Source organism: Alkalihalobacterium chitinilyticum (assembly GCF_029028005.1).
GTDB classification, from domain to species: domain Bacteria; phylum Bacillota; class Bacilli; order Bacillales; family Bacillaceae_F; genus Alkalihalobacterium; species Alkalihalobacterium chitinilyticum.
This window is the reverse complement of record NZ_JAOTPO010000005.1, coordinates 151,667-165,307: the sequence shown is the minus strand read 5'-3', so window position 1 is coordinate 165,307 and position 13,641 is coordinate 151,667. Positions and strand designations below refer to the sequence as shown.

Here is a 13,641-nt window from a genome sequence, read left to right as displayed (position 1 = left end):
ATTGTCGAATGTTAAATGCAAGAATGTTTGATTACATTCATCGTTTACAAACGATAGAGGATCCATTGAAAAGGGTTGAATGGATCATGCGAGGTTGTACAATTTTCTTTCCGTTTAAAAGGGGGACAATCTATACCTACTCGCCTTTAAATTATCTTGGAGAAGGGATCATCCTTATTGAAGAAGATACTATAGAACCATTAAACATGATAAAAGAAGATGTTCGCAACTTTCCACCCATTTATTATGCTTTATCGCAAAAAAGGCCACATCAAACAATCATCGAACCAAAAAATTGGCCCATCCAATACATAGAACAATTCCAGTTAACTTCACTCGTGATTATACCGATATGTTATAGCGGCACGGTAATCGGAACAGCACTAATTGACCGGTCTATCGAAGAGCAGGAAGTAACCAAAGATATAATTGATGCACTGTATCAATACTTTCAAATTTCGGCTCAATGGCTCTTCCCACACTCAAGTGGCAGACAGAAACTTAGTAAGCGCGAAAAAGAAGTGCTGCAAAAACTATCGTACGGATACAGTTTAAAAGAAATGGCAGATTTTATGGGTCTTAGTGAATTTACCGTACGTGATTACTTAACATCCGCTAGTCGAAAGCTCGGTACAAAACACCGAACCGAGGCTGTTGCTGTGGCGATGCGGAATGGGCTTATTATCTAGAATGACTCTTCATTTATTAGCTTCAATAGCTATGTTACAATTTTCTGTTGAGATCCGTTTCTGCTCATCATCTGAGTCATTTTCCCTAATAAACTGGTAAAATTCACAAAAAAGAAATAATTATTCCATTTAGTGTCTAGATATAAGTCTAAAGTAGTATATACTCAGATTTAGTAATAGTGTGAAGCAAAGAGAACTACACAATGTCATTTTGCTGGGTAAATCTGGGGGACTTAGAGAATGGAAAAAAAGAAGCTTTATTTTAACGTAATTATTGTCGCTTGTTTTATAATTGTCATCGTTGCTATACTTATCTATTCGCAAGCTGCGAATAAATATTATCAGCATGGGAATGAATTGACCAAAACTGTAGCTATGTCTATCGCTAATGGAAAATTAGCAAGGACTACGGCAGAAGAAATATTAGAGATGGAAATGCTTGCCCAATCCTACTTATTAGCATTACTTGTAGCAAAAGGTGTATCAAGGGACGAGTTGTTAGAAATTCAGGAGCGTTCACATATTGATGAGTTTTGGGTGACTGACGATAAAGGAAATACAGTCTTAACGAATTATGCTAGTGAAATAGAATTTAATTTCGGCAACGCACCAGATAGTCAAGCCTATGAATTTTTAAAACTACTATCAGGTGAACATAATGAAATCGTTCAACCAGCTCAACAACGAACAGTTGACACTGATATTTATAAATACGTAGGTGTTAGCGGCTTCGACATGCCCCGTATAATCCAAATTGGCCGAAGCGGGGAAATGCTTCTCGAACTTGAAGAGGAAATTGGTGTTGGCTCTATTTTTGATAAAATTCAGGAAACGCATTCCAATCGAATTATTTTCACAGCTGTCGTGAGCAAGGAGGGCGAGATCTTACAATCGAACAACAGCCAAGTGGCTAGTCTTCCAACCGAGCTTGATATCTATAGCTTAGACCGCCAGCGAGGTGAAAATGAACCCATTATCCGTTCATTACCATTACTTGGTCATGATGTGAGCTATTATAGCACCCCCATTCATGAGGACTATTATTTGCTGCTAGCACTTTCAAATGAACCACTGAAGCAAATCAATGTAATGACAATCGTTATAACGATCGTTTCTTTGTTAGTCATCGCTGTTGTGTTTCCAATCATTATATCAAAGCAATTGAAAAAAGAAACGCAGATCAAAAATCAATTAATTCAAGCAAGAGATGCAGCACTAGAAGCTTCTAAAGCTAAATCACAATTTCTGGCTTCGATGTCTCATGAGATTAGAACTCCGATGAATGCGATTATTGGGATGAGTGATTTACTTTCTGATACAAAACTAACCATCGAACAACGAAAGTACGTTTCTGTGTTTAAGCATGCCGGGGAAAACTTATCGTCTTTAATCAATTCGGTTTTGGACTTATCCAAAATAGAAGCAGGTCAAGTTACGATTTTAAAAGATCCTTTTTCAATCAGAAGGTTACTTGATTCAGTTGTAGATATCTTTATTTATCAAGCACAAAACAAATGCATTGATCTAACAATAGAGCATCATACATTTGTTCCTGATATGGTCGTTGGTGATGAAGCCAAAATACGGCAAATATTAATTAATCTAATTGGAAATGCCATCAAGTTTACGGAAAAAGGATCAGTCGACATTTCATTAAAGAAGTATACTGGAGAAAGAAAAGGAAATGCGATTTTTACAATACGTGACTCTGGGATAGGTATCTCTCCTGATAAATTTGAGACGATCTTTCAAGAATTCACACAAGAAGATATGTCAACAACAAAAATTTATGGTGGAACAGGGTTAGGTCTTGCTATATCTAAAAAGCTCGTGGACATGATCGGCGGTGAGATTTGGGTTGAAAGTGAAAAGGGGAAAGGCAGTACATTTTATTTTACAGTTTCAATTGAACCGCATGTGGAAAATCAGGATGAATATAACATCGAACAAGTAGAGCGAAATGTTCTAGAAACTGAAGAAGCAACCACTAATGAACCAGTGAAGTTATTAGTGGTCGAAGATACGCCTGATAATATGTTATTGATGGAGCATTTTCTAAAAAAAATAGATGTTTCTTATGATACAGCAGTTAACGGAAAAGAAGCTGTTGAGCAATTTATTAACAACAAATACGATATCATATTTATGGATATCCAAATGCCGATCATGGATGGTTTTACTGCAACAAAAGAAATAAGAAGAATTGAACAAGAAAACCATCTTCCTCATACGCCAATCATTGCTTTAACAGCTTATGCATTAAAGGAAGATGAAAAAAAATGTTTAGAAGCAGGGTGTGACCTTCACATCACCAAACCAATTGGTAAGGATAAATTAGTACGAACGCTTGAGATGTATAGGAAATAAAGTAAGTATCGTATACCTATAAACACATGTTCACTCCAGATTTAATATAGATACATAAAACATCCCCCTTGTTTAGCAAGGGGGATAATTCATTATTTAAATTGATACATAAAACGTTCCATATAATAGATAAACAATTGATTGAAGTTACCTGAATAATAGGAGTTACTTGCATGTCCAGCATAGGGAAGCAGAATTAAGGCTGATTTTGCATTTCCTCTTTTTTTATAAGTCTTGTCAAATTGAATAGCAATCGTTTGATCAACAATTCCGTCGTGTGTACCCTGACAAATTAATACCGGGGGGCTATCATTTGCTACTAAAAGAGAAGGATCCATAATATCGTCCGAACCATCTATACCCACGACAGAGGCTAACCCGTTTGCCGGATATACAGGTATAACGCCTTTGATTTTAAGTTTCGGATTTAAGTAATCGTATCGATCATTTACAAGACCAACAGCAGTTGCTAAATGTCCTCCTGAAGAGTTACCAGACACAAAGACAGAGTCTAGATTTGCATCAAATTCCTTATAGTGATCTGCCAAATAGTCTGTAAATATTCCAATATGGCGGACCATATCATCTGTTGAGAAACTACCGACAATATTGTCCGGAACTTTAAGAAATTTAAACACCCGTTCTCCATCACTAAGACCATGCTGAACATCAAACACCACGTAACCTTGGCTGGCAAAGTGTTTATTCAATTGAGCGTTATTTAATGAACCTTTATCTCCTGAAGTCCAGCCACCACCATGAATTCGTATCAATACTGAACGATTACCTGGAAGATCCTTTTCATTAGCTGGAGGCATATAGACGTCAAAATGCAGCTTAATTCCTTTATCAACACCTTCTTTACCTTCGTAATAAAGAATATTTTCTTTCACACGGTATCTACCTGATTTTGATCCATAAAAATAATCAGGTAAAGAAAAGGGAGTCTGCATAAAATACATCTTGTCGTCCGTTGGTATGATCTGTTTCGGGTCTGAACGAAAAGCTTGAATATAGTTCATATTGGTTTCACTAATGGTGACTGGTGTCATGATTACCGGTAGAGTAAAGATCGTTGCGAGCGATATTCCAAGTAGGAGAACCAACCTCCTAACATATAACCTCAAATTTGTTATTTTTATAATGAGTACGGTAACTGCCAAGAAGATGATACTAAAAAATAAAGAAAGCTGGGGAACAGCTACCTCTACAAAATTAGCGCCCCTACCTATTAATAATTCATAAGATACATAAATCCCGAGAGCAAGAATGGTACTTAATAAGAACACGAGAATACTTTTAATGATCTTATTCGGACGAATGTTCTTACTTTTAGTTAAAGCTTGTTGCGATAAAACCTGATGATTTTTTAGATGATAAAGCTTATTAAACGCAAGTATTCCACCTAATATAAATAATAAAAAAATCAAAAATATAGAAATAACACTACGTGAACTCGCATGTGTCACTTGCTCAGATACATATTTGTTCATAATTGGAACAATGAGCAGTGTTAGGATGGTCACACATAGATAAAAGTACTCTAACCTTCCACTACGAGGATCTACTATCGTTACTAGAACATTACCTATTAATGTTAAGAACAGTAAAATTCCAAAAATATTCCAAAGTCCATGAGACACGTTGGTTAGTAAATAGATAAACCCAACTACGATTGACAAACCATTTGCAACGACTAATGCCTGTATCCAATAGTGCAGTTTATTCTTTTCATTCAGCAGGAAACTTTTCATGTAGTTCCTCCTCATAAAAAGTACTTTTTACTTACACGAATTAACTGCGTAAAATGACCCTATTCACAGTACTGGTGATGTAGTAACTTATAGGTTGTCTCCATATAGAAAAATTACTCTTACTAGTTTTTTGTAAAATGATTGGATAATTTGTTGTTTTATCGCCTGCATTTGGGTATAATCGGTATTAATTTATCTTAATATTCAGATAAATTATAGTAAAATAGAGATTAGGAGTGGAGAAATCGTGTCTGAAGTGAAATTTTATTATGGGGAAGAAGTACCTTTAGAGATGCATAAGGTGCGAATTGTACAGAAAATCAACCTTAAACCAGTTGAACGTCGCTTAGAGGCAATCGAGGAAGCAGGCTTTAATACATTTTTGCTGAAAAATGATGATATATTCATGGACATGCTAACGGATAGCGGTGTTAATGCAATGAGTGACAAACAGCAAGCCGCTATGTTAGAGGCGGATGACAGCTATGCAGGGTCTACGACGTTTACTAAATTGGACAATAAAGTACGAGAAATATTTAAAAAAGAATTTTTCTTACCTATGCACCAAGGAAGAGCTTGTGAAAATATTATTTCACAAGTGTTTGTTCAACCAGGAACAATCGTCCCAATGAATTATCATTTTACAACAACTAAAGCTCATATCGTGATAAACGGGGGAACTGTAGAGGAGATCTTCACAGACGAAGCATTAAAAATTACGAGCGAGCATCCTTTTAAGGGGAACATGGACATAGACAAACTTAATGCGCTAATTGAAGAGCATGGTCGAGAAAAAATCTCATTTGTCCGTGTAGAAGCAGGAACAAACCTTATTGGCGGTCAGCCTTTTGCTTTAGAAAACCTAGAAGAAGTGCGACAAGTTTGCGATAAGTATGATCTTATGCTCGTTCTGGATGCTAGTTTGTTAGCAGACAATCTTTACTTTATTAAACAGCGAGAAGAAAAATGTAAAGAGATGAGCATTAAAGAGATTACAGGGGCCATTTCTGATCTGTGTGATATTGTTTATTTCTCTGCACGTAAACTCGGGTGTGCTCGTGGTGGAGGAGTTTGTACAAACAATAAAGAAGCTTATCTTAAGATGCGTGAACTGGTTCCGCTTTACGAAGGCTTCCTTACTTACGGCGGAATGTCTGTTCGCGAAATGGAAGCTTTAACTATCGGTTTAGAAGAGACAATGGAAGAGAATATGATCAATCAAGGTCCACAATTTATCGCGTATATGACTGACGAACTTGTAAAAAAAGGTGTTCCTGTTGTAACTCCTGCGGGCGGGTTAGGTTGCCACTTGAATGCGATGGAATTTCTTGATCACCTTCCACAAACAAAGTATCCTGCAGGTGCTCTCGCAGCAGCACTATATCTAGTCAGTGGTGTCAGAGGAATGGAAAGGGGAACATTATCCGAACAAAGAGAAGAAGATGGAAGTGAAACGTTAGCACACATGGAATTACTACGGTTAGCGATGCCGCGCCGTGTATATACTCTTTCTCAAGTGAAATATGCTGTCGACCGTATCGCATGGCTATACGAAAACCGTGATCTCATTGGCGGTTTAACATATGTTGAAGAACCAAAAGTATTACGCTTCTTTTTCGGAAGATTAGAAGCTAACTCGAATTGGCCTGAACAATTAGCAGCTAAGTTTAGAGAAGATTTCGGTGAAAGTTTGTAAAAGAAGTTAAAAATGGTATGGCAAAAAGATATCATAAGATAATGCTAATTTTATAAGATGAGGCGTAACCCTTTAAGGGTGCGCCTTTTTATTTGTCTGGAGGCAGCATAAAGAGCATTCACCAATACATTTTTCACATAATTTTAAATAGAGTAAATTTTTTTAATAAAACAAGTCTTAATTATTGCACCTACCTGTAAAATACATATATAGTAGTGATGTAAGTCCTATTTTATTACAATAGAAAGGAGGTCACATTATGATGTCGCCAAGAGAATTTAAGCTGTCAATGCAAGCATTAATGGAAGATGTTGAAATGAGTGAACAGCCAAGAACAAAAAGACGTTGTTTATATTTTAAACTTCCATTTTTTAATCTTTTCAAATTGTACAGCTATCGGTAACGGACTCCATAAGATAAAGCAGACATGACGAAAAAACTTACAAACACCCGCACTTATTCTTAAAGAAATAGAGTGTGGGTGTTTGTTTTGTACAAAAAATCAGTAATCAACATTATTCGTAAGCGAATTGACGATTAATGATTTTTACATTATTTAAAAACTCTTAACAAAAGAACAAATTGACGGCACTTGTTATTAAAAACATATGTTCGTATAATGGTGATAAAGGTTACTACATGAGATTTCCTTTAACAAAAATGATAAGTGTAAAATCGAAAGGGAGGGAGAAGAATGCCGAGAAATCCTGCGATAACAGATGATATAATAATTGAGATGTATAAAAGCGGAATGTCGTATAAGGAGATGCAACCAATAATCGGACTATCCGATCGTGCCATTCGTAATGTGATCCATAAAAACGGGATAGAAATAAATCGTAAACAATATTCAGGACAGCCTCGTAAGCATAAAGTGAACGAACATTTCTTTAAAGTTTGGAGCCATGAGATGGCTTGGGTATTAGGTTTGTTTTTAACCGATGGCTGTGTTAATAACAAAATTCATAGTGTAACTCTAACTCAAAAGGACGAAAGAATGCTGCGATTGGTTGCCGATTTGATGGAAGCTGATTACGTGTTGGCGCCTATTCGGCCTACAAGAAAAACACCAACCTTAATTATTAATTCTAAGAAGATCAAAGAAGACTTAATGCAACTAGGAATTCATGCGAATAAGTCTTTAACTGTCCAATTCCCAGATGTACCAGCAGAATTTTTACCTTCATTTGTAAGAGGCGTTATTGATGGTGATGGATGGGTCGATCATGAGGGGTATACGATGAATGTTACGTCAGCTAGTAAATCATTTGCTGAACAATTGCATTTTATTTTTCAAACGTGGGAATTAAATTCGATGATTATTATAAATAAAACAAAAACAGGTAATCCTATTTACCGTGTATGGGTAAAAGGTAAAGATCATTTAATTACTTTGTCAAAACTAATATATAAGGTTGAGATTGGTGAATACTTAACTTATAAACGTATAAATATGTCTCAACACTCTAAAGAACAAATGTCATACTTAGAGTACTTATTAAATCATAAAAACTTCGAGATTATAAATCGAATCAAGAAGAAATAATTAATTCTTATAAAACTTACAGAAGTGGATGTAAGTTTTAATTTTTCACTTCTTTCTAGTTTACATAATATATATTATTGGAACTCAAAAAATAAAAAGATCTCTGGTCTCAAAACCTGAGTAAACTTAAAATAGTGAGACAGAATCAAAAAAATCATTTTTTGAACATGTTACATTAAGTACGATATTTACATAATCGTTTATATAAATCATTAAATTAAGTCCATAAAAATATCCAGTTCAGAATAATTTCTGTACTGGATTTAGTATCAAACAATAATTATGTGCATTTTATTGTGGTTATTATTTATTTTTTTGATTCTTCTTCAGAATTTACTTCTTCGTACCAATAATCTAATACTTTAGCATCTAGAACCTTTGATTGTACATATTTCGCTTGTTTTTCTGTAAATGATTGGCTCCAGTCTAGATCTAATTCTTGAGCTAGTTTTACGACTGTTAATAATTCTTGCCATGCTACATAACGTTTATACCAAAAGAATTGTGGCTGTTCACTCATGTATGGATATAAATCGTCAAACTCGGTGTGCTTACAATCGATTGTTCGCTCAAACTGTACTTTTGCGGTTTCAATTTTCTGAATAAAAAAATTAGATAGCTCTTGTTTCATCATATTATCACCTACATCTATTATTTTTAGTGACACTTTGTAATAAAACCTAACTATACTATTACTCTATCATAAAGAAGCTGCAGTATCTAGTAACTTGTTATTTAGTTTACATAACATTATTATAGTTAATGTGATATACGCCCGTTATTTGTCAACTCTCAAACAGCAAATTTGTCTTTTGTTGTTGAGCTTTGCAAATCCTATCTTTTTATATAGTGATCTCCCTCCATTCATACTGGATTTTCCCCTTTTTATTTTATATATAGTTAAAACAAAGAAAAAAATGATGAGTATTTACTCATCATTTTTTGGTTCCGTACTAACAATTTGTAATATGCGGTTAACTTCCCCATCTGTTGCGCTGTCAATGACAAATGATCCATTGCTATACCTATCATTTGGTCGTAAATGAGCAACTTCCACAAAAGCTTTGGCATCCGTTTTTGTCATCAAGATGATTTGTTCGTTACTCGTAACTTTTTCAATTCCTATAATTCGATGTGGTTCTTTTTTCAACTCGCGTAACATGACGAGACCACGTTTTGCTCTTGTTGATTTATCAAATTCTTTCATCGACATCTTTTTAACAGCACCTCGTTGCGTAGCAACAAAGATATAAACATTTTCTCCTGACGTAAACGTATGGCCATTAACGACATAATCATCTTTTTTCAGGTTAATTCCTTTAACTCCAGCAGCTCGCTGACCGACGATATTGACTTCATCCTCATCAAACCATAAGCCATAGCCTTGGTGAGTTCCGATAAATACTTCTGTTGCGCCATTTGTTAACTGAACATTTACTACTTCGTCATCCTCTTTTAACTTTACGGCAACGAGAGGTTTTGTGAAACGTTGCGCTTTATAAAGAGACAATTGACTTCGTTTAATCATTCCATGTTTCGTGAAGAATACTAAATATTCTTCCTCGCTAAATTCTTTAACGATCATTGAGTGAAGGATTTCATCTTCACGACCTAATCCTGAAACGAGGTTTGCCACATGCTGGCCGTTATCTTTCCAACGAATGTCTGGAAGTTGGTGAACTGGTAAATGCAAGTAGTTTCCTAGCTTTGTGAAAATTAGGAGTGTATCTACAGTATTCGTATGATAATGACCAATCACATAGTCTTCTTCCTTCATTCCTGGTGGTTCGCTATTAGATGCTGCGTAAGAACGAAGGCTCGTACGTTTCACATACCCTTCCTTCGTTACGGTAACCATCACATCTTCAGCTGGAACAAGAACTTCAAGGTCAATCTTGATTTCTTCAACCTCTTTTTTAATGACCGTTCTACGCTCATCTGCGAACTTTTCCTTAATTTGAAGTAAATCTTTTTTGATAACACTGATTAATTTTTTCTCGCTGTTAAGGATCGATTCTAACCGATTAATTAACTTAACTAATTCATCAGCCTCTTTTTGAAGCGTCGTAATATCGGTATTCGTTAAACGATATAACTGTAACGTAACAATTGCCTCAGCTTGTGGTTCAGTAAATTCAAAGCGTGCAATTAAGTTATCTTTAGCGTCGCGCTTATCTTTTGATGAGCGGATTGTTGCAATCACTTCATCAAGAATTGAGATCGCTTTAATAAGTCCTTCAACAATATGGGCACGCTCTTTTGCTTTACGTAGCTCATATTCTGACCGGCGTGTAACAACTTCTTTTTGGTGACTCACATAAGCTAGTAGCATTTCTCTTAAGCCGAGTAATTGCGGGCGCTTATTATGAATGGCAACCATGTTAAAGCTGTATGTGATTTGTAAATCAGTATTTTTAAATAGGTAATTTAAGATTGCTTCAGAGCTTGCATCCTTCTTCAATTCTACTACGATTCGCAGACCCGTTCTGTCTGTTTCATCACGCACTTCAGCGATTCCGTCAACTTTTTTATCAAAACGAAGCTCATCCATTTTCTTTACGAGGTTCGCTTTAATAATTTCATATGGAATTTCAGTAATAACAATTTGTTGACGCCCGCCTTTAAGCTCTTCGATTTCTGTTTTAGCTCGTAATACAACCTTCCCTTTTCCTGTTTGATATGCTTGTTTAATTCCGTCTAACCCTTGAGCGATACCTCCAGTAGGAAAATCAGGTCCTTTTACAAATTCCATAATATCTTCTAAGCTGGCTAACGGGTTCTCCATTAAGTGAATGGCACCGTCAATCACTTCACCTAAGTGATGTGGCGGAATATCGGTTGCATACCCTGCGGAAATCCCTGTGGAACCATTGACCAGTAAGTTCGGAAACATCGAAGGTAAAACAACAGGCTCCTCTTGCGTGTCATCGAAATTGGGAATGAAATCAACTGTTTCTTTATCGATATCTCGCAATAGTTCAGAGGCGATCGATGATAACCGCGCCTCTGTATAACGCATTGCTGCTGGTGGATCTCCATCAATTGAACCGTTGTTCCCGTGCATTTCAACAAGAAGGTTGCGAAGCTTCCAATCTTGACTCATACGGATCATTGCATCATACACTGACGTATCACCGTGTGGATGGTAGTTACCGATTACGTTACCGACTGTTTTTGCGGCTTTACGGAACGGTTTATCGGCTAAGTTTCCTTCACGGTACATCGCATATAAAATTCGGCGTTGTACAGGCTTTAAGCCGTCACGTACATCTGGCAGCGCACGATCTTGGATAATGTATTTACTATAGCGACCAAAGCGATCGCCAATGACTTCTTCTAGTGGCAGGTCTAAGTAGCGCTCTGTCTGTGCCAAGTTAATCCTCCTTCGTTACCATGATATTTTCATTTTCTAAGATGTTCGTTTCTTCTTCTAAACCAAATGCAACGTGAGATTCAATCCATTTACGGCGCGGTTCAACTTTATCTCCCATCAATGTTGATACACGTTTTTCAGCACGAGCAATATCATCAATTTTCACTCGAATAAGCGTACGAGTATCAGGGTCCATCGTCGTTTCCCACAATTGAGTAGCGTTCATCTCACCTAGACCTTTATAACGTTGGATTGTATAACCTTTACCAATTTTTTTAATCGCTTGCTTTAGTTCGTCTTCATCCCATGCATATTCTAAAACTTCTTTTTTACCTGTACCTTTACTAACTTTGTAAAGTGGTGGAAGTGCAATGTAGACTTTTCCGGATTCTATAAGCGGCTTCATATAGCGATAGAAGAATGTAAGTAGTAAAACTTGAATGTGAGCACCATCTGTATCAGCATCGGTCATGATAACAACTTTATCGTAGTTTATATCTTCAATCGAAAAATCTGCGCCGACTCCAGCACCTATCGCGTGAATAATCGTGCGGATCTCTTCATTTTTCATAATGTCATCTAATTTTGCTTTTTCTGTATTAATAACTTTTCCTCGTAAAGGTAGGATCGCCTGGAATTTGCGATCACGACCTTGCTTCGCAGAACCGCCGGCAGAGTCACCCTCTACTAGATAAAGTTCATTACGGCTCGGGTTCTTGGATTGAGCTGGCGTAAGTTTCCCGCTCAAAAGAACGTCTTTTTTGTTTCTCTTTTTGCCGCTCCGTGCTTCTTCACGTGCTTTCCGTGCAGCTTCACGCGCTTGAGCAGCTTTAATTGCTTTTTTAATCAACATAGTGCTTAGATCTGGATTTTCTTCAAAGAAGTAAGCCAGTTTATCAGAAACGATCGCATCAACAGCAGACCTGGCATCAGCAGTTCCTAGCTTTCCTTTGGTTTGCCCTTCAAACTGTAACTTCTCTTCAGGTACACGAACCGAAATAATTGCAGTGAAACCTTCGCGAATATCCGAACCGTCTAAGTTTTTATCTCGTTCTTTTAATAACTTCGCTTTTCGTGCATACTCGTTAAACGCACGGGTCATCGCTGTTTTTGCTCCAGCTTCATGCGTTCCTCCGTCTTTTGTACGTACATTGTTAACGAAAGAAAGTACGTTTTCGGTATACGCATCATTAAATTGAAAAGCAAACTCCATGTCTATTCCGTTCTGTTCACCACTAAAGAAGATAACTGGCATCAATGTTTCTTTATCTTCATTTATATATTCTACAAAAGCTTCGATGCCGCTTTCATAGTGAAACGTTTCAGTTGCTTCTTTATCTTTACGTTCATCAACTAATTCTATTTTCAGCCCTTTGAGCAAGAAGGCTGCCTCTCTTAATCGTTCAGTAAGCGTTTCAAAATTATAAGTTGTAATACTGAAGATCGTTGAGTCTGGTTTGAAATGAATTTTCGTTCCTGTTTTCTTTGTTGTACCGACTTGTTCTAACGTCGTAACAGGTTTTCCTCCGTGCTCAAAGCGTTGACGATAGACTTTTCCGTCGCGTTTAATTTCAACGACGAGCCACTCCGATAGAGCGTTAACAACCGAAGCACCAACTCCATGCAGTCCCCCACTTGTTGAGTAGCCACCTTGACCGAACTTTCCTCCAGCATGTAATACAGTAAGGATAACTTCAGGTGTCGGTTTGCCTAATTTGTGCATCCCCGTAGGCATTCCCCGGCCATCATCAATGACACTGATCGAGTTGTCCTTATGTATCGTAACTTTTATATAATCACCGTAGCCAGCTAACGCTTCGTCTACAGAGTTGTCTACAATCTCATATACTAAATGGTGTAAACCGCGACTGTCTGTACTTCCAATGTACATTCCAGGACGTTTACGGACGGCTTCTAAGCCTTCGAGTACCTGTATGGCATCATCATTGTATTCTAATTTCTGTTTTGTCGCCAAATTGAAAGCTCCTTTCCCACGCTCATATTCATTTTTCTTTTCTCTAGAATAGAACTATAACCTAAAACTAGGAAAAAATCTAATTTACCCTTAAACAATATATCATAAAAGAACATCTGTTTCTTTGTATATTTTGTACACAACGATCGATTTCCTGCTTTTCTACGAAAAATTTATGACTTTTGTCCTGACCGTGTCGAAAATTTAGGGAATCGAAGCTCTATTGCTTGTAATTTGGTTG

At 36.7% G+C, this 13,641-nt stretch carries 9 protein-coding genes; 5 read left to right on the top strand and 4 right to left on the bottom strand.

Annotated features, from left to right (window positions below; translation table 11 throughout):
• Positions 1-8: 8 nt before the first annotated feature.
• A complete protein-coding gene (locus N7Z68_RS09450) occupies positions 9-689 on the top strand; it encodes a response regulator transcription factor (protein ID WP_275118231.1) in 681 nt (226 codons plus the stop codon).
• 240 nt (positions 690-929) lie between these two features.
• Positions 930-3,056 carry a hybrid sensor histidine kinase/response regulator gene (locus tag N7Z68_RS09445; RefSeq protein ID WP_275118230.1) on the top strand — a complete coding sequence of 709 codons (2,127 nt, stop codon included), beginning with the start codon at positions 930-932 and terminating at the stop codon, positions 3,054-3,056.
• Positions 3,057-3,148: 92 nt separating this feature from the next.
• Here N7Z68_RS09445 and N7Z68_RS09440 read toward each other — a convergent pair whose 3' ends face one another.
• Complete coding sequence (locus tag N7Z68_RS09440) at positions 3,149-4,810, bottom strand: alpha/beta hydrolase (RefSeq protein WP_275118229.1); 1,662 nt, start codon at positions 4,808-4,810, stop codon at positions 3,149-3,151.
• Positions 4,811-5,057: 247 nt separating this feature from the next.
• On the opposite strand from N7Z68_RS09440, the gene N7Z68_RS09435 reads away from it, so the two are divergent.
• From N7Z68_RS09435 to N7Z68_RS09425, 3 genes are all read left to right on the top strand, one after another.
• On the top strand, positions 5,058-6,506 hold the full coding sequence (locus N7Z68_RS09435) for a tryptophanase (protein WP_275118228.1): 1,449 nt from the start codon (positions 5,058-5,060) through the stop codon (positions 6,504-6,506).
• A 259-nt stretch (positions 6,507-6,765) separates the two neighbouring features.
• The gene (locus tag N7Z68_RS09430) at positions 6,766-6,909 is read left to right on the top strand and encodes a hypothetical protein (RefSeq protein ID WP_275118227.1); all 144 of its coding nucleotides are present in this window, start codon (positions 6,766-6,768) and stop codon (positions 6,907-6,909) included.
• A gap of 291 nt (positions 6,910-7,200) precedes the next feature.
• Positions 7,201-8,052, top strand: coding sequence for an LAGLIDADG family homing endonuclease (locus N7Z68_RS09425; RefSeq protein WP_275118226.1), 852 nt, complete (start codon positions 7,201-7,203; stop codon positions 8,050-8,052).
• A gap of 307 nt (positions 8,053-8,359) precedes the next feature.
• Here N7Z68_RS09425 and N7Z68_RS09420 read toward each other — a convergent pair whose 3' ends face one another.
• The 3 genes from N7Z68_RS09420 to parE all read right to left on the bottom strand — a co-directional run bounded on the left by N7Z68_RS09420 (position 8,360) and on the right by parE (position 13,400).
• A complete protein-coding gene (locus N7Z68_RS09420) occupies positions 8,360-8,686 on the bottom strand; it encodes a hypothetical protein (RefSeq protein WP_275118225.1) in 327 nt (108 codons plus the stop codon).
• A 294-nt stretch (positions 8,687-8,980) separates the two neighbouring features.
• The gene (gene parC / locus N7Z68_RS09415; protein ID WP_275118224.1) at positions 8,981-11,425 is read right to left on the bottom strand and encodes a DNA topoisomerase IV subunit A; all 2,445 of its coding nucleotides are present in this window, start codon (positions 11,423-11,425) and stop codon (positions 8,981-8,983) included.
• A 1-nt stretch (position 11,426) separates the two neighbouring features.
• A complete protein-coding gene (parE, locus tag N7Z68_RS09410; protein ID WP_275118223.1) occupies positions 11,427-13,400 on the bottom strand; it encodes a DNA topoisomerase IV subunit B in 1,974 nt (657 codons plus the stop codon).
• Between the last annotated feature and the right edge of the window lie 241 nt (positions 13,401-13,641).